Source organism: Streptomyces sp. DT2A-34 (genome assembly GCF_030499515.1).
Taxonomy (GTDB): domain Bacteria; phylum Actinomycetota; class Actinomycetes; order Streptomycetales; family Streptomycetaceae; genus Streptomyces.
Genome location: NZ_JASTWJ010000001.1, coordinates 9322391 through 9344961, shown reverse-complemented (window position 1 = coordinate 9344961; position 22571 = coordinate 9322391). Strand labels below are relative to the sequence as shown.

The following is a 22571-nucleotide window of genomic DNA, read 5'->3' as shown; positions in this document are numbered from 1 at the left end:
TCAGGAAAGTGCGGGTAGGGCTTACGGCGGCGGCGCTCACGTCACGCCTCACGTCACGAAGAAGATCCCGGCGTCCGTGCCCGCCGGGGTGTACTCCGCGAGCCGTGCCCTGAGGCCGTCCTCGCGCTGCGGCCGGTACAGGTCGTGGAAGGCGCCCATCTCGGCGCCGTCGTCGGAGCCACGCCGGATCTCCTCGGCGCACCGGTCCGCCAACAGCCCGTACCAGGGCGTCCCGTAGCGCTCGGAGGTGAACAACGGCCTTGTGCGACCGGCCTGTTCGGGACCGGCCAGGTCCGGCTGGCAGCGGTACCGGCGCGGGGTGCGCGACCCGGTCGGCACGTACGAGTACCGCAGGCAGCCGATGCCGCGCCGGGCCACGTGGAGCCTGCCCGTGAAGATCGAGTTCTCGGCGATCTTCACGGCGTGCGTGTGGATCTCACCGATCACGGTGGTGCGGTGCAGATGCAGTACGGCATGCGCGTGGCGGCAGTCCGGCGCGGACAGGGCCTCACGGTCGCTGCCTGTCGCGTCGAGGACGCTGTCGCGCAGGTGGATGTCGAGCGGTTCCTCGCTCACCTCGTCACCGATGACCTCGATGGTGCCGAGGATGCTGTGCTCGACCTGGAGGCACGCGGTGGTGCGCTCCAGCACGATGCTGGGTTCCTCGGGCGAATGCGGCTCGCACTCCGGCTCCAGTGACCAGCCGGGCACGAGCGTGGAGTGCCGTACGACGACGGCGCCCACGGGACCGGTGACATTGATGCCGCGTCCGGCGACCAGCAGGCCGTCGAGGACGATGCGCGGACGCTCGTGCGGGGCGCAGTCCTCGGACACCGCGCGGATGTTGAGGGCGTCGGGGCGGTTGCTGTACCAGTCGAGCAGGCGTATCACCGGCCGGGTGCCCTCGGCGGCCCGGACTTCGAGGCGGTCGCCGGGGTCGAGGTCGAAGTCCAGCTGCTCCTGGTAGGCGCCGCTGTGGGTGATCTCGATGATGCCGGCGGGGCCGGTCCGGTCGGCGCGGCGGTCGTGCTGCCAGGCCCGGTAGGCGTCCATGATCTGGCGGTACGGGTGCCCGGGCCCGACGCGGTAGACCTCGGCGTCGGGACGCGGCTCGCGGTCGAGGCGGTCGTACTCGCCGCCGCCCATGTCGGCCGCGAACGCGTAGTGGTAGTCCACCCACACGCCCTGCCGGGGCGCCGACCGCGAGCCGAACGCGATCCGCCCCAGCTCCGGGTCGACGGCCACCTGGCCGCGCTTGGGCCGGTAGCGCCAGTCGGACAGGTCGGCGACCACGATGTCGGACGGCGGTACGGGCTGGTCCTCGCCGTCGCGCCGGATGACGAGGCTCTTGCCGGGGCCGTAGTAGTCGGTGAGCCGGTCGTGGAGTTGGCGGCGCGTGATGAACGCCGGGACGTTGTCGATGGTCGCGATGTGGGTGGGCGACGGCTCCGGGAACGGCTTGGTGACCAGCGGGGTGTCGTTGCCCAGGATCGAGAAGGTGTAGAGGTTGCGGGCGCGGTCGATGCAGTACGCCGGGGACTGGGTGAGCGAGTGCGCCTTCAGCCGCCAGACGAAGAGCGCCACCCCGGCCGGCGTCCAACCGCCCTGCTGATGGCGGGAGTTGGCGCGGCGGACGTCGACCGTGCGGGCCGTCGCGCCGAAGGGGCCGCCCGCGAGGTCGAGGGCGGAGTTGTCGCGCAGGTCGACGAGACGGCCACGCTCACCGCGGTGGACGCCCGTGTCGCCGTGCAGCTTCACGGGCTGGGTGTGGGAGACCTGCCGGGACAGCTCGACGGCGCGGGCGGGCCAGCCGGTGACCTGGTCGGAGAGTTCCTCCAGGAGGTGAAGGGTGCCCTTGCGGCGGCGGCCCGCGACCGTGGCGGCCACGTCGGCGCGCGGGGCGACGGCCTCGGCGAGGGCGGCGCGGCCACCGTCGTGCAGGCCGGTGGTGAGGACGCGCTCGTAGCCGGGCAGGGTGCGGTAGCCGACCAGATCGCCGAGGTACGGCAGCACCCAGGGCGCCGCCGTCTCCACGAACAGGTCCTCGTAGCCCTGCTGGACGCCGTCGCGGACCCGGTCGAGCTGCTCGGCGATCACCGCGAGCAGCGCGCGCAGCGGCTCGCCCTCCTCGGCGTCGCGCAGCAGGTGCCAGCGGGGCAGCAGCGCGGCGAGTCCGTCCGGCTCCCTGGACTTGCTCGCCGGGGCCGTGGTCTCCAACTGGACGTCCGGGGACATCACTTGACCTCCGTCAGTATCAGGGTGTCCGCCGCCCTCGGCGACAGCAGTGCGAGCTGGGCCGGGCGGATACCGCGGAACACGAACACCGAACGGCCCTTCGCCAGGCGCCGGGTGTCGGTGATGTCGGGGTTCAGGCGCAGGAGTTCGGCGAGCGGGACGCCGTACTCGGCGCAGATCTCCGACAGGGTCTCGCCGTTCGCGGCGCGGACGGTGTGGATCTTCTCGTCGTACGTCGCCGGGTGCGCCGGGACCGACGACTTCGGCGGGCCGGGGTCGGTGAGGATCCCGGTGAGTTCCTCGGGCGTCGCGGACGCGGGGACGCCGGTGAAGACGTCGACGTCGATGTAGTCGACGCCGGGCACGGAGTGGGCCGTGGCCAGGACGTCGGAGAGACGGGCGGGTCGGCCCAACTCCTGTCCCTCGTAGCCGAGTCGGCGGCGCAGGGCCTGACGCAGCCGGGGTTCGACGACCTCCCAGGCATGGTCCTTGGCCACCTTCACCTTGGCCGCGACGAGCAGCAGGACCAGCTCACGTACGTCCACCCGGACGGGGAGGTTGAGGTCCCCGTACTCGGTCAGGGCGCCGCGCAAGGCCCTGAGCGTGTCCGAGTCGCCGTCGATCGGCACGTCGTCGGTGCCCGCGACGGTCACGTGCAGGACGCGGCGCCGGCCGTCGAAGAGTTCGCGTGCGGCGGCCCGGCCGATGCCGGCGCGAGAGCGGGCGAAGTCCTCGTAGTCCGACGCCGAGACCAGGCGGTCGAGGGCCGAGACGGCGAGCGGGATCGTACGGCGGGTCAGGCCGGGGCCGTCCGCGTCCGCGCCGCCCTTGGCCGGACGCGGGTTGGTCACCTGGGTGACGCCGAGCGGGCGGGTGAGCGGCTGGGTGATGCGGTCGGCGGCGACGTTGGCGGCCCTGCCGGTGCCGAAACGGTAGCGGGCCCGGATGTTCTCGTGGCCGCTCGGCAGCCGGGCGCCGTTGACGCCGTCGCCGAAGGTGACCGTCGTACGGCCGTCGGCGGTGGAGCCGGTGATGTAGACCCTCCCCCAGCCTCCGGCCGGGGGTACCCCCATCTCGCTTCGCTCGCCCGGGCCGCGTCCGGCGAGGCTGTCGACCTCGTGCCACAGGACACCGTCGACCCGGATCTCCAGCACCGGGGTGGCGCCGAGGGGGTTGTCGTCGGCGAGCCAGGTGAGCGGGGACTGCCACAGCGCGAACGTCTGGTTCACGCGGTCGGAGTCACCGCTGCCGATGGCCTCCTCGCGGCTCTCGCCATGGGTGGCCTCGACGACGTTGCCGAGGATCCTGACCGTCTCGCGGCGGTAGCGGTGGGCGAGGTCGGCGGTCAGGGTCAGGCGGGTGTGGACGTGGTCGCCGGGGAGTTGGAGGTCGACGGCCGGGTCGGCGGCTGCGAGGGTGACGACCTCGGTGGCCTGGACGCCCGTCGTCCCCGGGATGTCGCTGCGCTCGCCGCTCACGACGAGGGTACGTCCGGGCCTCAACCCGTCGTACAGCTCGGCGAGTTCGATCTCGTTGCCGTGGACGTCCTCGCCGAGCGGTTCGTCGGCGAGGCGCAGAGGTTCGCCAGCCGCGTGCACCGTGGTGTCGCGGATGTGCGAGAGCAGGACGTCGAACTCGTCCAACCACGGGTCGGTGAGGGTGAGTTCGGTGCCGCGGCCGGTGATGCCGTAGTTGGAGTACGCCGCCGTACGCGCCGCGGCGACCTGGGTGGTGACGAACGCGAGCTTGGCATCGCCGGGGATGCCCTCCTGGGCGCCCTTGGCCGGACGCTGGATCGCGACCCAGCTGCCGACCGTGATGCCGGTGTGCACCGAGTCCAGCTGGAGGACGCGGCGGTTGAGGGGCTCCGGCTTGCTCGCGATGACGACCTCGACGTTCGGCTCGGTGGTCCCCACCGTGTACTTGAGGCTCACCTCGTACTCGCCGTGCGTGAACTGCTCACTGGCGTTCGGCCGCAGGGAGATCTGCTCCGACGTGCCGTTGTGGATGCCGACGTGGACCAGGCCCTCGTCGTCCGGCCGGGACACGAAGAGCGTGCGCTCCGGCAGGCCCGAGTGGAGTCGGGCCGTGACGCCGGGCTCCTGGGAGTCGGATGGGCGGCGGTTCAGCCAGTTGAGGTCGCGGTCCTGGCCGGAGCGCACGGACAGCTCGACCTGGCCCGTGCCGAGCGGGAAGGTCAGCGGCTGGACGACGGGCAGGTTCTCGGCGCGCTGGTCGGAGCTGCTGCCCTCGACGTACTGGAACTCGGCCCGGACCGGCGTCCGGCCCGACGTGTCGTACACGACGCGCATGCTCGCCAGCACGGCACCCGTGAGCGGCCAGTCCGCGGTGCGGATGACCCGGCCGCGGTCGTCCTGGACGGGCTTGAGGGGGGCCGTGGCGCCGAAGGGGGCGGCTGTGACGCGCATGGCGAGCAGTTCGCGGAGGAGCTGGGGGGTGCCGGGGGCGGCGGCTGCCGCTGTGCGCCAGGCCGGGTAGAGGCTGCCGAGGGCGGGGTTCAGGGCGGAGAGCAGGCGGGCGGTGTCGCTGCCCGGGCGCTGGGCACCGGTGCCGCCACGCGGGGCGGGGGCCGCGGCACGCAGGGCGGGCAGGACGGCGCCGAGCGTCTGCAGGGCGGCCGCGCGAGGGTCGGCGCTCTCGGTGTCCCTCACGGTGCGCACCGCCGGCTCAGCCACGTCGGGCTGGGCGGGCGCCAACTGCACTGCCCGCTCGGCGAGTTCGGCGAGCACCGCCTCCAGCTGCACGAACCACGCCGCCACGTCCTCGTACGGACCGGCCAGCACCTGCGCCTCGCCGAGCCGTGCGACGGGCTCCGCCAGACGGGCCGCGAGCCGCTCGGGGGTCTTGATGCCGTCCAGGTCGTCCCGCAGGGGCGCGAGGACCTGGTCCTCGAAGTCCTCGATCAGCCGGCTGACCGGGCGCGGGTTCGGAACCTCCGGCGTCGGGGGTTCGTCGCCGGGCTCCCCCGGAGCCGCAGGGACGGCCGTCCAGCGCCGTACCTCGTCGACGAGTTCCTTCAGGGTGGGCGGGGCCGACTTCGGCAGCGAGATCGCGGTGATCTCGTCCTCCCGGTCGACGCGGGCCTTGGCGACGGGCAGCAACTTGCGCTCGCCGCCCGCCTGTTCATTGAAGACGAAGAGCAACTGGTCGCCGGTCTGGAGGGAGTTCGCGGTGCCCTCGACGAAGAGCTCCGAGCGGCGCTCCAGGTCCGCGGGGGTGACGAGGGAGGGGCGCCGGCGGCGCACCTTCAGCTCGTTCCAGTCCCAGCGGGCCGTGAGGTCGCGGCTTGTCTCGAAGGTCAGGGACTGCTCGTCGGCCGAGGCGGGCACGCTGTGGCTGCGGGCGCCGCGCGGGATCAGCACGGACAGCGCCTCGGCACGCGGGTCGCGTTCCAGCGTGTACGCCAGATGCGTGGCGGCGGCGACGCCGGGGCGCGGGCGGTGGCCGACGAGGCGGCCGAGCAGGACCAGGGAGCGGTGCTCGTTGGCCGTACGGATGTAGGCCTCGTCGGCGATGCGCTCGGAGTGGAAGGTGAGCAGGTCGCCGAGGACGGCGGTGGCGTCGAGCAGGCCGATCGCCGGGTCGTCCGGGGTGCGGACGGTCAGGCCGCTCAGGGCCGTGTACGCCGGTGAGGCGAGCCGGTCGAGGAGGGCGGACAGGAAGGAGCCGTACTCGCCGACGCGGTAGTCGAGGGCGGTGCGGCCGGGCGGGTTGTGCACCGGGGCCGGGGCGAGGCGCTCGTCGTCGCCGCCGCGGCAGGCACCGCCGCAGGTGCACTCGTCGGTGATCGTGCCCTCGGTGGTCTGGAACCCGGTCATCGGGCACCTCCCAGGGAAATCGCCAGCCGGCCGTTCTCCGGCCGGTCCGGGTCGTTGTCGCAGGTGGCGATCTCCAGCGGGCCGAGCCGCAGCACGCCGTCCTCCCTCTCTCCTCTGTCCGGCTCGAACAGCCTTTGCAGCCGGGTGACTTGGACGCTCTCCACGCCCGGGACGGCGGCCGCGACGGCGACGAGCCGGCTGAGTCGCACGGGTTCGCCGAAGGTCAGCGCGTCCGGGTGGAAGAAGCCGAGGCGTCCGTCCGCGAGGCGGCCGTTGCCCAGGACGCGGTACAGCTCGGCCAGGATCTGCCCGTGCTGGTGGCCCGGCTTGGCGCACACGGTCACCGCGATGTCCAGCGGGACGACCCGCGCGGCGCCGACGACGAGGTCGTGGCCGATACGCCGGTACGGCTCCAGGGCCTGGGCGACCGACGCCAGCAGCTCAGCGGACGGGGCGCCGGTGCCGTACGCGTCGACCGCGATGTGCGCCTCCTGGACGCTGCCGGTCCAGCGCAGCTCCGCCGCCGCGCGCTGCACGCCGGGCAGGGCGGCGGCGAGGGCCGCGTAGTCCTCGGCGGTGACCGCGCGCAGGCGGGTGCGGCGCAGGTCGAGCGGGGCCAACTGGCGTACCTGTTCGATGGGTTCGGGCTCGATGCCACCCTTGGCGGGCAGCGGGTTGCGGACCACGGCGGCGGGCGGCGGCTCGCAGTCGGACTGGACGACGAGGTGGTTGATGGCCTCCGCGCCGACGTTGCCGGCCGTTCCGCCGCCCAGGCGGTGGTGCAGGGCGAGGCGGGATCCGGGCGTCGGCTTCGTGCCGTGCCGCCCGTCGCCGAAGCGCAGGGCGAGGCGGCCGTCGTCCTCGAGTTCGCCGACGAAGTGGCGGTCGCGCGGGCCGCTGTCCAGCAGATCCCGGCGCGGCTCCCACACCGCGCCCTCGTCGCCGCTCTCGTGAAGGCGTACGGCGGGCAGGGCGCGACGCGGGTCCAGGTCGAGCGCGGCGGTTGCCGAACCACGCAGCACCGGCTCCTCCGGGTGCAGTCCGGCCGCGTAGGCCGGGCCCCAGCTGTGGGCGACCTCCCAGGCGATGTGTCCGTCGAGGACGGTGCCCGCGCGGGCGCGTGCGGTCAGGACCTCGATCCGGCGCAGCTTGGCATCGAGCAACTGGTCGCTGCGGTACAGGAGTTCACGCAGGGCACGGACGGGATGGCGGCGGAGCTCGATCCTCTCCAGGATCCTCAGGCCGTAGATCACGGCGAGTTCGGCGATCTCCTCCTCGCCGAGACCGTCCCGGTCGCGGGCGCTGCGCCACAGCTCGACGAGCCGCTGCCGGACCCGTCCCGGTATCGCGGCGATCCGCTCGGCCTGCCCGGCGGCGACGGTGCCGAGGTCGGGGAAGGGCACCGCCTGCACGACGGGCGCACGGCCGAGGACGGGACGGAAGCGGGGCAGGATGCCCGGGTAGACGGACTGGGCGAGCAGCGTGCGCAGGGCGGCCGCCTGGGCGTATGCGGTGCCGGGGACAACGCGCTCGTGGCGCTGGCCGGCTCGTTCCAGGCCGATCCCGGCCCTGACGGTCGCGCCCTCGCCGACCACCTCGAACAGTTCACGGACGTCGTCCGGGGTGAGCACCGTGCCGGATTCCGCCTGGTCCGTAAGGGAGTTGATGAGCCGGGCAGGTGCGTTGCCCTCGTCGCGGTCGTAGCAGCCGAAGGCCGGCAGGTCGCAGGGGGCGACGACGGCGGGGACCTGCGGGACGGTGAACGTCTCGGGGAGCCCGTGCAAGGTGCGGCCGTGGTCGACGAGGACGACGTTGCCGCGCGCGAGAGTCACGTCCTCGACGGGCAGGCAGTCGCGTCCGCCGCGGGTGGCGAGGCAGAGCGGGAAGCGCAGGGCGTCCTCGACGGCCCAGGTGACCTCCAGGACCGGCTGGTCCTCGATACGGTCGACGGCGGGGGTGACGGAGGTCAGGCGGACGGCCTGGCGGTGGCTCGGGTCGGCATCGCCAGGGGTGCCGGTGCGCGGGCCTTTGACCTCCTCCAGGACGAGCAAGTCGCCAGGCTTAAGGTCGAGTTGGCGATCGCGGCAGGTCTCCGCGTCGACCCACTCGTCGCGCAGGGTCGCGGAGGTGGCGCCCTTCGGCAGGGTGCACACCTCGCCGCCCCAGGTCCACAACCGGATCGCGTTGTGCGCGACGCGCAGCTCCAGCGGGTCGGCGGTGACGACCGGTTCGAAGACCTCCACCGAGCCGCGCTCGTCGAGGTCGCCGAGGTCGGCCTCGTCGATGACGGTGCCGGGTTCGGGGCGGTCGTGCGGGTCGAGGGTGCGGACGTCGACGGAGGCGAAGCGGAAGGTGCCCGGGGCGAGGGTGTGGTCACCGGCGGTCTCGACGGCGACGTACGCGCGGGCGGTGCACCCGTCGTGCATCGCGTAGTCGATGAGCCGGACGTGCCGCCGTACGGAAACCCGGCGGCGCGCGGTGTCGAGGTACGCCTCGGTGGCGACCGCGTCCTGCTGGTAGCTGATCTGGTCACCGGTGTACGCGAGCAGCTCGACCAGGGTCATGCCGAGATCGGCGGGGTTGCGCTCGACCCAGTCGGGGGTGGTGAGCGCGAGCCGGTCCAGGAGCAGCTTGCGGATGGTGTCGTAGTCGCGGGCCGTGTAGTCGACGACGGGCACGGCGGGGAACTCCGCGGCCGGCTGCTCATCTTCCTTGCAGTCGAAGGGAGTCGGGCAGTCGGGCCGGAAGGCGAAGGTCGTGCTGTGGTAACGCTGGTCGAAGCCGCGATACGGCTCCGTCCCGGGCCGTCCGTACGGGTCGGTCTCGACGAGGGAGAGCCGGTAGCGGGAGGTGTCGCCGGCCTTGTCGAGGGTGACGTAGAGCCGGTCGTCGAGCTCCGGGTCCTCCTCGCGCTCCACACTCACGTCCACGGCGGTGATGCCGGTGATGCGGCGGCCGCCGTCGACGCGGACGTTCTCGGGGCCGAGGCCGTGGGGCGCCTTGCCGAGGAAGGTGACGGTGAGGAGGAGGCCGTCGTCACTGACCTCGACGGCGTCGATGCCGTTGAGCTGCGCGGCCCGTACTTTGCCCCGGCGGGAGGTGGCGGTCGTACCGGTCATGCCGTGGCCCTCCCTTCGAACACGTCGTCGCGCCGGGTGCCGTCGGCGCGTATGGCGTACGACAGGTACACGCGGACGACGTTGTCCTCGCTGATCACGTCGAGGGCCTCCACGTCGATGAGGTCGCCGAGCCAGCGCTGGAGCGAGGCCTGGACGGAGAGTTCGAGGGTGCTGATGAGTTCCGGGCTCGTCGGCGCGAAGACCAGGTCGAGGAGCCCGCAGCCGAAGTCGGGGCGCATCACGCGCTCGCCGGGGCTGGTGAACAGCAGCTGTTCGATGAGGTCGTGGACGTGCTCGCCGTGGGTGGCGTGCGCGGTGCGGCCCCGGCGGTCGGCGCGGAAGGGGAAGGCGATGTCGCTGCGGGGGCGTTGACTGGTTCGGCGGCTCATCGGACGGTGACCTTTCGCTGCGCGGCCTGGACGACGGGCGGCCCCTGCGGCACGAAGGCGGCGGTGAAGCACTCGGCCGCGGCGGTGTCGAGCAGTACGGGCGCGCCGTCGACGGTGATGCCGGTGCCGTGGGCGGTCCAGCGGACCGTCACGCACGGCGCGGGCACGCCGTTGACGGTGTGCGGGCAGCCGGTGACGACGTAGCTGTGCGCGGCTGTGGCGACGGCGGCACCCGCGATGCGTACGCCACCGGACGGTGAGCTGGCGGCGGTGACGCGGCCGCCGTGCGGGCAGCCGATCACGGCGTGGGCGTCGAGCAGACTCCCGGATGTCCCGGACACGTTCTTCCTTCCCCCGTTCCTATCGCTTGGACGCGATGGTCAACTGGCCCTCGTTCACGTCCACTTGGTTTCCGCGCAGGATGACCTCCGCGCCGAGGCCGTTGGAGATCACGATGGCTTCCTTGGTGATGCGGATGTACGCCCCGCCCTGGGCCTGGAGCAGAATCCCTTGATCGGGGCCCGGCGGGTCGCTCATCACGATCTTGTGCGCCTCGGGTGTCTGCACCACGACGGGCTTGGCCTGCGACGCGGGTTGCACGAGACGGCGGGCATCGGGCGGCAGCTCGCCCTGGTCCCCGTACCAGCATCCCGTCCACACCGGAAAGCTAGGATCGCCCTGCTCGAACTCGACCCACACACCGGCCCCCGGCGCCGGCACCACGAACTGGCCCGCCTGCGGTCCGGTGAACGGCAGACAGGGCAGCGCCCAGGTCGACGGCTCGTCACCCAGGACGTCGGGTACCTCGACGGTGATCCGGCCGATGTGCAGCGGATCGTTGTTGTCCACGACTCGGCCGCGGAACTTGCCGAGGTAGCGATTGCTGGGTGCCGCCATGTGAACTGCTCCTGGTCGTGACTGGTCGTGATGGTCGGTTCGGGGTGGATCAGGGGTGGATCAGGGCCTGACGTAGGCGCTGCGCGCTTCGAGCCCCTCTCGCGACAGCGTGAAGTTCTGCTGGAAGGACCCCTGCCGCAGGATGTGCGTGACGGACTTGACGAAGTAGTCGCCGTCGTACGTACGGCCCGAGCCGCGCACACCCACCAACTGGCGCGGCTGCAGGATGTAGCCGTGCCGGTTCACGTCGAGCGAGCCCGAACCGGAGACGACGTCGGCGGACACGGCCGCGCGCGCGAGGAGCTCGGCCTCGGCCTGTTCGCGCTGATGCTTGGCGGTGCCGGCGAGGGTCCTGCGCTTGAGGGCCGGGGTGGGGCGCTTGCCGAGCGGCGGGCGCAGCGGGCTGATCGGCGGCTGGGGCAGGAGGGTGGACTGCCTGGTGCCGGGGTCCTGCCAGCGGGCCTGCGGCTCCTCGCGGGCCGTCCCGTCGTAGGCGAACGTGAGCTGGTCGACGGTGGAGTTGGCGTCCATGTTGACGTTGAGGGCGTGCTGGCGGATGCCGAGACGCACTTCGGGGCCCCAACGGGCCGACGACTGACCGGGGTTGGGGCCCGGCTCCAGGTAGAACGTGTAGCCGTTCGCGCGGGCGAGCTCGTTGATGTACCCCAGATCGGTGCTCGTCTGGTAGTGGACGCGGAGGTCCTGGTGCGGCGGCTGGCTCACCTTCTCGGTGTAGACGTCGGGCCGGATGCCGTAGTCGGAGTAGCGGCTCAGGATGGCGAGGACGCGCTGGGACGGCGGGAGGTTGGGGTAGCGGTCGGTGCGCTCCTCCAGGTCCATCAGGAGGCTCAGGTCCTCGCCGGTGACGGTGAGCGTGGAGTGACCCGGCTGGTTGCTGGCCCCGACCTCCTGGCGCACGACGAGCCCGTCGAAGAGCACCTCGGGGGTGCCGCGGACGGTGACGGTCACGATGAGCCGCGTCTTCGGGTCGAAGTATCCCTCGGGCAGGAGGGTGCGGCTGATGAGCCCGTTCTTGGTGAGGTCGAAGGCGAGCTGGAAACCGCTGCGTTCGCCCGCGGTGGCGGTGATCTGGGCGGAGAGCAACGCCTCGGCCACCTCCGCGGGCACGGGCTTGGCCAGCTTCGGCCCCATGTGCAGGGTGATGTGAACGGGGCCGCGCCCCACGGGCAGTTCAGCCACGCCGCACTCCCTGCCGGAAGTGCCCGGCGAGCGGCACCTCGACCTCGCGACCGGGCTCGTCGGTGAGTTCCCGCGGATCCAGTACCGGGTTGGCGTCGGCGATCTGCCACCACTGGCCGGGGTCGCCGAAGTAACGCTGCCCGAGCAGGTCGGGCCGCTCACCGGTACGGACGATATGCGTCTGCGTGTCGTCGCCCGCCTCCTCGATCGGAGGCAGCAACCGTCGCTTGGCGTACCGGACCTCGGTCCCGTCCGGCAGCCGGTGCACGCCGATCTCGGCATCGTGGTACCGGCTCGTCCGGGGGTACGGGTGGGCTCCCGGTATCGCGTCAAGCGCGTTCTCGTACGGCTCGATGTCAGCCATGGTTTTCGCCCCTCAGCCCCTTCCCACCCCGATGCCGCCGGAGCCGAGCCCCAGCGACCCGATCCCCGCGGTGCGCGCGGCGGCGGCGAGGCGCTCCTTCTGCGCGAGATGCGCGTAGTACAACTCGGCACCCGGGTGCCCCATCGGCAGATCGCTCACGGTGAGCACCTTGAGCCCGATGCTGAGCGAGGCCCGGATCGGATTCAGATTGACGTCGAACGCGGACTCGTTGATGGACAGCTCGGTGAGCCGCACGGGCATGACGCGTTTGCTGCCCCAGGTGAAAAGGGTGAGCGGCATCTCGATGGGCGAGATCTCGATGGTCCCCTTCTGCGACTGCCGACTTGCTTCGCGGAGTTGGGAGGAGGTCGGCTGCACGAGCATTTCGAGCACGGCCAGTTGGGGGTGGATGCCGTCGGGTGCGGCGATCTCGAACTGGTCGGTGGCGTCGATCTCGGCGGTGAACTTCCAGGTCTCCTGGGCGGGGCCCTTGAGGCGGAGGGCCTCGTTTCTGTCCCCGTTCCCGCTGCCTCCTCCACCGGAATCGCCGCTGCCTCCTGCGGACTGGGGCGAGAGGCTGCGTTCCAGGGTGTCGGGGTTGAACTGGAGCACGATGATGCGTTGGGGGGTGCCTAGTTCGGGGTCTACAAGGACTATTCCGGAGCGGATGGGTTTGGGGATGTCGGCGTAGCGGGTCACAGGCGGGCCTCCAGGCGTTGCTGCAGTTCCGTGAAATCGTGATCGGGGAACATGTCGGGGAAAACTTGCAGGCCCCTGCTGAGCCCCTCCCTGTGGTGCCGGATCGCGGAATCATTGAAGGAAATGTCGGAAAACAGATACTGCCAGCCGTAAATGCCTTTTGTGAGCACCAGGGTTTCCAAGTACTTTTTATACGAGAGATTCAGCTTGACAAAGCCATAGGGATGGGGCGGACCGCCGATACCCAAGAGTTCGTTGAACCAGATCTCTTGATGCGGTGTGGTGGGGTCCATGCGCACATAGGTGGTGAATCCGCCGCCTGCGAAAGCGTCGCTGTCCATGGCGCGGAGCTGGGCTGCGAAGGCGCGCTGAAAGGGGTCTTTCAAGGACCGTGCGAGCGGACTGGCGTGCTGCATCATGATTTCCAGCGGTGAAGGGATGCTGTACTCTCCGGCCAGCTCTTCGCCGGATGCCGAAAAACCCCAGGATGCCCCGATCGCGAACCTGAGCGCGCCCTCGAAGGCGTCAGGATCCAGATGCAGTTCGTTCCACTCCCGCTCGAACTTGGAAAACGGTACGAGCTCGGAGAAGCTGGGGCCGATCTTGGTGCGTCGTTCCTCCGTCAGGTGAATGTCATCGTGTTCGCGCAAGCTCTTCAACGACGCCAGGTGACGCTTTTCAAGCGAGTTTGGTGTGCGCACGCCGGACCTCCCTTCGACTACGTGAACGTGAACCGTCCAGCCTTGCTGTACCTCTCGACCCTCTTGATGTACTTCTCTTCAATCTTGCCGTGCCCTCCCGGAATCATATAGCCCCTCAGCCTTTTCTTCATGTCCGTAATGTCGGAGAATTCCCGCTCCACCCTGAGGTTGAGTACCGCATTGATGAGGTCCTCGTTATATCCGATGGCTGCCTGGATATTCCTCATGCCCTGTTCTTGGTTGATATTGGGGGCCGGGCGCTGTTGCAGTGGCGGTGGGTCGAACCTGACCACCTTGGAGAACGTCTCGGGCCCTCGCTTCCACTCACTGCGGCTCTTTCCACTGCCGGTCCCCTTGTGCTTGTAGGTTGCCCACCGGCCTCGCAGTGTTCGCGGAAATCCTTCAGGGTATACGTTATTGACATATCCTGACGCCGGCCCCTCGTAGCGAGAGAGGTCTATCGCGTAGGATCCCACCTCCTTGCCATCGGATATCGATCCGAATTTCTTGGCTGCGGAATGCTCGAAGGCGTTGTAGAAATCCTGGTTTTTGTGGTGAGGTGCCGGGACGAAGTTTGTACCAAGCTTCGGGCCTCCGAGTTCCTTCGGGAGCAGATGCATCGCATCCCATTGATAGGGGCTGCCGTGCGGTTCCCTCAGGTCCTTGCCGTGAGCATTCTTGGCAAGGATGTAATTGAAGCCTCTTATCTTCTTGCGGGCCGTGCCCTGGATGGGCCCTTCCCCTTTCGCCGCCCACTTCTTTTCGATGAATCTGTGCGTAAAACTATTGGGGACATCTCCGTCCTTGAACCGGCTCCTCGGGTCTGCATCCGGGAACTCCAGTGGTCCGCTTCTGTCTTGGTCACCCTGATCCACGTGGACACCCGTAGTCGGGCCTGGTTGCGGCGGACTCGCTTTGCCCCAGATCCTGAACGTGTCTCCGCCCTCTTTCCAGAGCCGGCTCAATCCGTAGAAGAGGCGGAATTCTGTCAGCAGTTGCAGATGGGTGGACTCGGGAATGCCCTGGTCCAGTTTTGGCTTGAGACGCCGATGGATCTTCTGCAGTTTCAGCTGGAGGCTGTCGTTCTTGGGGTCCTCCTCTTCCTTCTCCTTCTTGTCCTTCTCCCCCTCGGACTTGGGCTTGCCGGGGCCGTCCTTGTCGGGGCGGGGGCGTGACGAGCCGTCGTTCTTGCCCTTGCCGTCGCCGTCCTTCTTGCCTCCGCCTTCGGAGTCGGAGTCCTTCTTGGAGTCGGGATCGGGACGCTTGTTGTTGGGGTCTGGGCTCTTGTTCTCGTCGCCCTTGTTCTCGTCCTTCTTCGTGCCGTCAGGCCCGTCCTTCTTGCCCGGGTCCTGCTTGGGCTTCGCCGGTGGAGTCGGCTTGGTGTCCTGCTTGTCCTTGTCCGGCTGCTGGTCCTTGTCCTTCGGATTGCCGTTCTTGTCCTTGGACGTCGGGGGCGTCGGCTTCGTGGACGTGTCGCTCGGGGTGTTGTTCTTCTTGTCGTCGGGCTTGCCGTTGTCCTTACCGGGCTTGTTCGTGGGGCCCTTGGGGTTCGTCGGCGTGGGGGACGGGGCGTCGGTGTCCTTGTCCTTCGGCTTTCCGGGCTTCGTCGTCGCCGGCTTCTTGTCCTGGGGCTTGCCCGGTGCGTCCTTGTCCTTGGGCTTGGCGGGAGCGCCCTGGTCCTTCGGCTTTCCGGGGCCGCCCGTGTCCTTGGGCTTCGTCGGGGGCGTGACCTTGGCCGGGGGCGTCTGCGTCTTTTCGGGAGTCGACGAGGGTTTGTCCTTGTTGGAAGCCGGCGGGTCGCCCCCGCCGTCCTTCCCCTTGTCCGTGCCGCCGCCCTTGTCCTTGCCCAGGTTCGCGGCCACGCCCTTCAGCCGCGTGCCCACCTTCGACACGTACTTGCCGATCCCGCTGAGGATCAACTCGTAGGCCATCTCCAGCAGGACCACGATGCCCGCCGCGATCGCCTTGGCGAAGAGGACGCCCGCGCCGCCCTGGCGTACGGACTTGAGCCACGTGATGACCGCGCCGATGGCCTTGAGGATCTCGCCGAGGGAGCCGATCGCGGCCTGGATGGCCTCCAGGATGGCCGCGCCCCAGCCGGCGCCGGGGATCAGCTTCGCCAGGACCTTTGTGATGACGATCTCGCCGATGATGAAGGGGAGTTGGGGGACGATCGCGTCCCACACCTCCTTGGCGATCTTCTCTAGGGTCCAGCCGCCCTTCATGAGCTTGTTCCAAACGGCTTCGGTCAGGCCGGTGATCTCCTTGACCTTGTCGTTGAACCACTGCTTCACGGCGCTCTTGACCTCGTTGAAGAGGTGGTTCTTCGCACCGTCGTACGCGGAGTTCTTCGCGCCGCTCAGCCAGCCGCCGGGGTCGGACAGGATGTCGACCAGGATCATCATGAACTCGCCGAAGGCGGCGATGAACTTCGTCGCGAAGTCGAGGACCGCCTTGAGGGCGTCCTTGCAGGCCTTCAGGACGTCGAGGAGCATCTTCTTCAGGACGTTCAGGATGTCACTGAGAAGTTTCGCGATGGACTCCAGCAGATCCTTCATGATCTGCTTCAGCGCCGCGGCGAGCTGGGTGACGAACGCGAGCGCCGCGTTGATCAGGTCCGTGATGAACTTGCGGATACGGCGGGCGATTTCGATGACCGCTTCCACCAAGGACGTGACGAACTCGATCAGGTCCTCGATGAACTTCTTGATCATCTCGACGATGCCCTCGCGGGCCGCGTTGATCCAGCCCTCGACCGTCTCCTTGAAGTTCTTCAGCGCCTCGACGATCGCCTCGCGGGCGTCCTTGATGATCTGGACGACCTTGTCCCGCAGCTCGATGAACTTCTCTTTGATCCATTCGAGCGTCTTGGACAACCAGCCCTTGGAGTCGTCGACCTTCTCGTCCTTCTTCTTCTCCGCGTCCTCCTCGGCCTTGGTGCCCTTGTCCTTGACGTCCTTGTCGCTGGTTTCCTTCTCCTTGTCGACGTCCTTGTCGGTGTCCTCTTCTTCCTTCTTGACGTCGTCGCGGATCTTCTTCTCGCGGTCGGACTTCTTCGTTCCGAGCTTCTTCAGCTCGTCGTCCTGCTCCTTGGTCCAGTCGGAGCGCTGCTTGTCCACGTCCGTCAGGACGCCCTCGCGCTTGCCCGTCTGCTCCTTGGTGTTGGACTGGACTTCCTTGTCGACCTGCCGCTTGTGCTTCTCCTGGGACGTACGGGTGTCCTGGGTCTTCTTCTCCCGGCCCTTGCCCATGTCCTGGCGGCCGTCACTGAGCGCCTTCTTGAACTGCGGCTTGCGCTCGTGCTCGGCCACTTCCGAGGCCGCTTCGGGCGGTACGGCACCGGTGCCCGCACCGCCGCCGCCGACGCGCGACTTGCCGCCCTGCTCGGCAGGCACCTTCCCTTCGAGCCGTTCCTTCGGCGCGTCCGGGTAGACCTGGTCCTCGCCCATCTTGCGACCGGCGTCATCGGCGCCGGTCTCGGCGGCCTCCTGGCTCTTGTCGTCGGTGTTGCCGCCCTGCTCCTCGGCCTTGTCGTCGGCCTGGCCCTTCATGTCGACGCCCGGCGCAGTGCCGTTCTGCGCCTCCTTCATGGCCTCGTCCTTGGTGGGCATGCCGGCGAACTGGGCGGCCAGGTCCTCCGCCGTCACATCGAAGCCGAGCCAGTCGCCGATGCCACCGATGGCGTAGCCCACCATCATGCCGACCTGGTCGAAGAAGTCCGGCTCCTCCATCTCCTCGGCGTCGATCTTGCCTTCCGGCTTCTTCTCGCCCTTGACCTCGGCCTTCTCGTCCTCGGCGTCCTCGGCGCGCGCGGCCTTGTCCTCGTTGTACTGTGCCGCTTCCTCGGCGTCCGGCTTACCGTGCAGTGTCTTCGGGGCACCGGTGGGACGGTCCATGGCGGGCGGCTTGGACGCCAGCTGCTTGTGTTCCTTGCCGACGTCCTTGTCCACGGCTCCGCCGACGCTGTCCATCGCCTCGACGGCCTGGTGCGGCTTGAGGTTCGACGCGGTGGCAAGGCCCTCCTCGGGGGAGCCACCGGAGAGGTCCGGCGCCGCCTTGGCCGCCTTCTTCCCCTTGGCCGCGGAGGCCTTGCCTCCACCCTTGGAGCCGCCGCCCTTCGAGGCGCCACCGCCACCGCGTGCCGGCGCGGGAGCGGACCGGGAGCCGGAGTCGTCCCCGCCACTGGAGTCGGCCCTGCTCTCCGGCTGCGGTGCCTGCTCCTTCGGCTTCTCCGTCCGCGCTTCCTGGGCCCTCGGGCTCTGCTTCTCCGTACGGGAGGAAGAGCGGGACTCCGTGCGCGAGCCCGAACTCGTCGTGCTCGACGAGCCTGAGTTGTCACTGTCCGCGGACTGGCCGGAGGTCGAGCCGGACGACGGTGTCGTACCCGTATCGGCCGAGCTGTCGGAGTCGGTCGTCCCGCCGCCGGACGCGGACCCGTCCGAAGTGCCGCTCCCGCCCTGGTCCTTGGGTCCCTTCGACTCCTGCGGGCCTGGGGACTCCTCGGCCTTCGCCGCTCCCGTCGCGCCCTCGGCGGAGGCCGCCTTCTCCCCCTCGGCACCCGTCTTGGCGGTGCCCGACGGGGACTCGTTGGCCGAGGTGTCGGAGCGGGACTGCGCGGAGCCCTTGTCGCCGCCCGACGCCTTGTCGCCCGGTCCGCCCGCGGTCGGCGTGCCCTTCTCGTCCTTGGCGGCCTGCTCGGCCGTACCGCCGCCGGTCTCCTTCGAACGGTCCTTGGCCTCCTGCGTGTTGGCCTCGGCCGCGGCCGGACCCGCCTTGGGGTCGTCGCCCAGTTTGGGGTCCTTGGAAGCCACGCCCGGTCCGGGCTTCGGCTCGGACTTCTCCTCGGGGTCGAGCTCGCTCTCCGTACGGCGGCCCTGCTCCGCCGCCTCCTCCTCGGCGCCCGGCACGGGCGGGGAGTCGTCGGTGCCCGGGTCGTCCTTCTCCGCCGCCGCCTCGCGCTCGGCGTCCTCCTCGTCCTCCTGCTGGCGCTGTGCCTGCACCTTTTCGGCCCTGGTCGGCGGCGGGGCAGAGAAGGAGGGAGTGGGCGGGGCGGAGTTCCCGGCGGACTCGTCGATCTGGTCGGAGGTCGGCACGCTCGACACGTCGAGGTCCTGCTCGGGAAGGAAGTCCTCCGGCCTGAGTTTGATGTCCCAGGCGCTCGGCTCCCCGCCGCCGACCTCCACCTCGGAGTCGCCGCCCTGGACGGTGGACTCCCGCTCCTCCTCGCCTTCCTGGTCCTGGGCGCGGGCCCCGTCCAGCGTGCTGGCGCGGCCAGGGAACCCGTCGTCCTTCCCTGTGGCCGTGGGGCTGCCCTCGTCGCGGCCCGGCGCGTCCTGCTTGGCCTCCTCGGCCGCGGCGGCGCTCTCGCGGGCCTTGGCGGCCTCGTCCTCGGCGTCGGCGTCGGATCCGGGGCCGGCCGCCTCCTCCTGGCCGGCTTCCTTCTTGGCCTTCTCCTCGGCCTGCTTCGCCTCGGCCCGGTCGCCGTCCTTCCCGCCGCCCTGCTTCCCCTTGTCCCCCTTGTCCTGCTGTTGCCCCTGCTGCCCGCTCTTCTCCGCGCCGGACTTCGCGTCCTGCTTCCCGGCCGCCTGCGCTCCGGCGTTCCCGCCGACCGCGGCATCCTGGGACCCCTGCTGCTGCCCCGACTTCCGCTCCGACTGCGCGGCCGGCGAAGTGGGCTGCTCCCCGTCCCCCTTGGGGCTGGACGCGTCCCCACCCGTCCGCGGGTCGGACTCCTTCTCGTCCTCCGCCTTCCCGGCGTCCGCGCCCGGAGTGCCGCCCTGCGGGATGGTGCCGCCCGCGTTCTCCGGCGTACTGCCCGCGGCGGGAGCCGTGTCCCCGGACCCGGACCCGTCCACGGACTGCTTCTCCGGGCCGGGAGCGGGCCCCGTCCGCTCGGTGCGCCGCTGCTCCTCCTGGCTGGCCTCCTGCTCCTTCTCACGCTCCGCCTGCACGTCCTCGGCGGTGTCCTCCTCGACCTCCGGAGCGAGCAGGCCGCGCTGCCGGGCGGTGGCCTCGCTCTCCGCCTGGCCGTCCTCGTCGATCTCCGTGACCAGGTCCACCACGAAGTCGTGCTCGGAGGTGAGCAGCCGGTGCTCCAGGCGATCCAGTACGCGCTCCTGAAGCTCCTCCGAGAGCGGGGCCAGGGAGGCGCGCACGCGCTGCGCGCTGTCCGTCGGGTCGGTACGGAGCGAGCGGATGACCGTGTTGGCGAGGCGGTCGACCAGCGTGGCGGGGTCGAGGTGCTCGAGCCGATTGCGGTCGGCGTGGACGGTGGTGTAGCGCATCCACGCCGGAGTGTTGGCCTCCGGGGCGACCTCGGGTGCCTGCTCGCCGCGCGCCACGGCCTGGGCGGTGTCCTCGGCGGCGCGCTCGGCCGCCTCGTGCGGCGCGCTGACCTGACCCAGGTCGCGGCCCGCCGCCAACGTGCCGCTGGCGAAGGGGTGTTGGATCGTGTGCAGCAGCTCATGCGCGAGCAGGGCGCGGCCCTGCTCCGTGCCCGGCTGGTACTGGCCCTCGCCGAAAAAGATGTCCTGGCCCACCGCCACCGCGTCCGCACCCAGCATGCCGGTGAGAGCACGCGCGTCGCGGTCGGTGTGCAGGCGTACGGAGCCCAGGTCGTGGCCGAGCTGTTCCTCCAGCTCCCGGCGCACACCGGCGTCCAGCGGCTGCCCGGCGCCGCTAACGATGTTCTTGGGCTCGGGCGCGCGGTTCTTCGCCGCGCGCTCCTTGCGTTTGCGGCGGCGCTCGGCGGCGGCCTGGTCAGCCGCCTGGGAGTCCTGAGCGGCGGAGGACGTCATCGCGTCACCTCCCCACGGCCCGAAAGCCCCGCGTGCACCGCGCGGGCCAGCTCCTGGCCGAGGCGGCGCGCGGACAACCCGGCGGGCATCGGGGGCAGTCCCGACATCCCGTCCACCGACACGGTGCCGTCCGCGGCCAGCGGCACGCCGTGTTCCCGTACGAGACGGGTCAACTCCCGCTCGAACGACGCCGATACGCGCCGCGGGTCCACGGACGGACCGAAGCCGTCCAGGACCAGCTCGCCGATGTCGACGCGGATCTCGCGCGGCTCGGGACGACCGGCCGCGCTCTCCCGATGTGGCCTGTTCACACCCATCCGCGGACCTCCCCCGGTGTCAAGGAGCGTTCCAACTTGAGGTATTCGGTGCGGGCCGCGGCGAGCATGTGTCGCATCTGCAGCCGGTCGCCCTCCTCGGCGGCGAGGAACGCGCCGGACAGGGCGATGTTGCGGATCGACCCGCCCGCGACGGTGAGTTGGGCAAGGAGTTCCGGATCGATGCCCTTCGTCGGGGTCTGCGGCGGCAGCACCCGGCGCCAGATCTCCGCCCGCTCGTGCTCCGCCGGGAACGGGAAGTCGACGACGAAGCGGATGCGGCGCATGAAGGCCGTGTCCAGGGCCTTCTTCATGTTGGTGGTGAGGATGGCGAGGCCCCGGTAGGCCTCCATCCGCATCAGCAGGTAGCTGACTTCGAGGTTGGCGTACCGGTCGTGGCTGTCCTTGACCTCGCTGCGCTTGCCGAAAAGCGCGTCGGCCTCGTCGAAGAGCAGGAGCGCGCCGCCTCGTTCGGCGGCGTCGAAGACCTTGCGGAGGTTCTTCTCCGTCTCGCCGATGTACTTGCTGACCACCTGCGACAAGTCGATGATGAAGAGGTCCAGGCCCAGCTCCTTGGCCATGACCTCGGCGGCCAGGGTCTTGCCCGTGCCGGAGCCGCCCGCGAACAGGGCGGTGACGCCGAGGCCGCGCCGCAGCGTCGCCGCGAACCCCCACTCCTGGTGGACGGTGGCCCGCTGCCGCACATGCGCGACGATCTCCCGCAGCACGCTCGTCTGCCGGTCGTGCAGGACAAGATCGCCCCAGCCCGCCTCGGGCTCGATACGGCGGCCCAGTTCGTCCATCCCGATCCGGGCCTCGTTCAGCCCGGCCCGCCAGGCGAGCCCAGCGGCGTCGAGTTCGTCCTCGCCGGGCAGATCGCGGCGTACGGCGGCAGCGGCGGAGCGTACGACGTGCGGCGGCAGTTCGAACTGGGCGACCAGCGATCGCAGTTCGCTCTCGCCGATGTCGACGACGTCCCGGAACGCGCCTACCCACAAACCGAGTTGCTCCTCGTCGTCCAGGCGCGGCACGGTCACCCGCTCGCCGTGCGGTCGGTCCGAGTGCCGGGGATCGCCGCTCGACACGACGACGGGAACAGCGGCCCCGGTCAGGAACGCGTCGGTGGCCGCGTGCTGGTCGCGGTCCAGCTCGCCGACCTCCACGAGCAGCGCGGCGGGCAGCAGGATCGCCTCGCGCTGCCACAGACGGGCGAGCCGGTCGCGCTCCGCCGCGTCCGTGGGGATGTCCTCGGCGCTCATCGCGTACAGCCCGAGCCCGGACCGCGCGGCCGCCGCGGCGGCGATCTCGGCCCGGCTGCGCAGATCGCCGCCGACCACCTCGACGAGCAGCGGCGCATCCGGGCGCGCGGCGGTGGTCCAGCCGGCGGCGACCCGGCTCGCGGCCAGGTCGTACGACGGTGGTAGTTCGTCAGGCACCGGAGTGCGGCGCAGCTGGCCGTGCAGCCGGGCGTCCAGGTAGGGCGAGCCGAGCAGGAAGTGCAGGATGCGTTCGTCGAGCCGCAGCCGGGACAGCGTCAGGCGCGACGCGTCGTCCAGCTCGACGATGCGCCAGCGCCGCAGCGGTGCCACGGGGGTCAGGGCGCTCCAGTGCGGTTCGGCGAGGGCGGCCAGGGCGAGCGAGAAGGTGGGGTACGCCCGCTCCGGGTCACCGCTCGCGGCGGCGCAACGGGCGGCGGTCGTGGGGTCCAGCTCGTAGGCGGCGGTGAGGAGTACGAGGTCCCGTTCGAAGGCCGAGAGACCGAAGCAGGTGACGAGCGTGTCGAGGGGGGCGATCGCGGGGGCCGCCGGGTCCTGTACGTGATCGACGGCTGTGTCACGACCGGGGGTGCCGTCGCCGGACTTCGATGCCGTGCCCGTTTCGGCCGTGCCAGGTCCGGCCGCGCGCGCCGCGTGGTTGTCGACACGGGCCAGGACGCGCCGGATCTCCGCGGTCAGCGTCGGGCTGCCGCCCGGTGCGCCCGCCATGCCCGTCCGGTGTGTCCCCATGTCCTCGCCTG

General features: G+C 70.4%; 13 protein-coding genes. All 13 read right to left on the bottom strand.

What is annotated here, in order from left to right:
• Positions 1-48: 48 nt before the first annotated feature.
• The 13 genes from QQM39_RS41700 to QQM39_RS41640 are packed head-to-tail and all read right to left on the bottom strand — an operon-like array spanning position 49 to position 22560.
• Complete coding sequence (locus QQM39_RS41700; RefSeq protein WP_302002761.1) at positions 49-2235, bottom strand: hypothetical protein; 2187 nt, start codon at positions 2233-2235, stop codon at positions 49-51.
• The gene (locus QQM39_RS41695) at positions 2235-6074 is read right to left on the bottom strand and encodes a putative baseplate assembly protein (RefSeq protein WP_302002760.1); all 3840 of its coding nucleotides are present in this window, start codon (positions 6072-6074) and stop codon (positions 2235-2237) included. Before QQM39_RS41695 ends, QQM39_RS41700 begins: the two co-directional genes overlap by 1 nt.
• Positions 6071-9193 carry a putative baseplate assembly protein gene (locus tag QQM39_RS41690; RefSeq protein WP_302002759.1) on the bottom strand — a complete coding sequence of 1041 codons (3123 nt, stop codon included), beginning with the start codon at positions 9191-9193 and terminating at the stop codon, positions 6071-6073. The genes QQM39_RS41695 and QQM39_RS41690 overlap by 4 nt, the downstream gene beginning before the upstream one ends.
• A complete protein-coding gene (locus QQM39_RS41685) occupies positions 9190-9582 on the bottom strand; it encodes a GPW/gp25 family protein (protein WP_302002758.1) in 393 nt (130 codons plus the stop codon). The genes QQM39_RS41690 and QQM39_RS41685 overlap by 4 nt, the downstream gene beginning before the upstream one ends.
• Positions 9579-9923 carry a hypothetical protein gene (locus QQM39_RS41680; RefSeq protein ID WP_302002757.1) on the bottom strand — a complete coding sequence of 115 codons (345 nt, stop codon included), beginning with the start codon at positions 9921-9923 and terminating at the stop codon, positions 9579-9581. Before QQM39_RS41680 ends, QQM39_RS41685 begins: the two co-directional genes overlap by 4 nt.
• Before the next feature lie 19 nt (positions 9924-9942).
• Positions 9943-10479 carry a phage baseplate assembly protein V gene (locus QQM39_RS41675; RefSeq protein ID WP_302002756.1) on the bottom strand — a complete coding sequence of 179 codons (537 nt, stop codon included), beginning with the start codon at positions 10477-10479 and terminating at the stop codon, positions 9943-9945.
• Between the two features lie 60 nt (positions 10480-10539).
• On the bottom strand, positions 10540-11679 hold the full coding sequence (locus QQM39_RS41670) for a hypothetical protein (RefSeq protein WP_302002755.1): 1140 nt from the start codon (positions 11677-11679) through the stop codon (positions 10540-10542).
• Positions 11672-12043, bottom strand: coding sequence for a hypothetical protein (locus QQM39_RS41665; RefSeq protein ID WP_302002754.1), 372 nt, complete (start codon positions 12041-12043; stop codon positions 11672-11674). The genes QQM39_RS41670 and QQM39_RS41665 overlap by 8 nt, the downstream gene beginning before the upstream one ends.
• A 12-nt stretch (positions 12044-12055) precedes the next feature.
• The gene (locus tag QQM39_RS41660; RefSeq protein WP_302002753.1) at positions 12056-12742 is read right to left on the bottom strand and encodes a hypothetical protein; all 687 of its coding nucleotides are present in this window, start codon (positions 12740-12742) and stop codon (positions 12056-12058) included.
• On the bottom strand, positions 12739-13443 hold the full coding sequence (locus QQM39_RS41655) for a hypothetical protein (protein ID WP_302002752.1): 705 nt from the start codon (positions 13441-13443) through the stop codon (positions 12739-12741). The genes QQM39_RS41660 and QQM39_RS41655 overlap by 4 nt, the downstream gene beginning before the upstream one ends.
• A 17-nt stretch (positions 13444-13460) precedes the next feature.
• On the bottom strand, positions 13461-20240 hold the full coding sequence (locus tag QQM39_RS41650; protein ID WP_302002751.1) for a DUF4157 domain-containing protein: 6780 nt from the start codon (positions 20238-20240) through the stop codon (positions 13461-13463).
• Positions 20237-20557 (bottom strand): hypothetical protein, encoded by a 321-nt coding sequence (locus tag QQM39_RS41645; protein WP_302002750.1) that lies wholly within the window; start codon positions 20555-20557, stop codon positions 20237-20239. The genes QQM39_RS41650 and QQM39_RS41645 overlap by 4 nt, the downstream gene beginning before the upstream one ends.
• Positions 20548-22560 carry an ATP-binding protein gene (locus QQM39_RS41640; RefSeq protein ID WP_302002749.1) on the bottom strand — a complete coding sequence of 671 codons (2013 nt, stop codon included), beginning with the start codon at positions 22558-22560 and terminating at the stop codon, positions 20548-20550. Before QQM39_RS41640 ends, QQM39_RS41645 begins: the two co-directional genes overlap by 10 nt.
• Positions 22561-22571 lie beyond the last annotated feature (11 nt).

What these genes read in the sequence shown, in the direction of transcription:
- QQM39_RS41700 (WP_302002761.1), bottom strand. Translation starts at nt 2,235, where the DNA reads ATGTCCCCGGACGTCCAGTTGGAGACCACGGCCCCGGCGAGCAAGTCC.
- QQM39_RS41695 (WP_302002760.1), bottom strand. Translation starts at nt 6,074, where the DNA reads ATGACCGGGTTCCAGACCACCGAGGGCACGATCACCGACGAGTGCACC.
- QQM39_RS41690 (WP_302002759.1), bottom strand. Translation starts at nt 9,193, where the DNA reads ATGACCGGTACGACCGCCACCTCCCGCCGGGGCAAAGTACGGGCCGCG.
- QQM39_RS41685 (WP_302002758.1), bottom strand. Translation starts at nt 9,582, where the DNA reads ATGAGCCGCCGAACCAGTCAACGCCCCCGCAGCGACATCGCCTTCCCC.
- QQM39_RS41675 (WP_302002756.1), bottom strand. Translation starts at nt 10,479, where the DNA reads ATGGCGGCACCCAGCAATCGCTACCTCGGCAAGTTCCGCGGCCGAGTC.
- QQM39_RS41665 (WP_302002754.1), bottom strand. Translation starts at nt 12,043, where the DNA reads ATGGCTGACATCGAGCCGTACGAGAACGCGCTTGACGCGATACCGGGA.
- QQM39_RS41650 (WP_302002751.1), bottom strand. Translation starts at nt 20,240, where the DNA reads ATGACGTCCTCCGCCGCTCAGGACTCCCAGGCGGCTGACCAGGCCGCC.
- QQM39_RS41645 (WP_302002750.1), bottom strand. Translation starts at nt 20,557, where the DNA reads ATGGGTGTGAACAGGCCACATCGGGAGAGCGCGGCCGGTCGTCCCGAG.
- QQM39_RS41640 (WP_302002749.1), bottom strand. Translation starts at nt 22,560, where the DNA reads ATGGGGACACACCGGACGGGCATGGCGGGCGCACCGGGCGGCAGCCCG.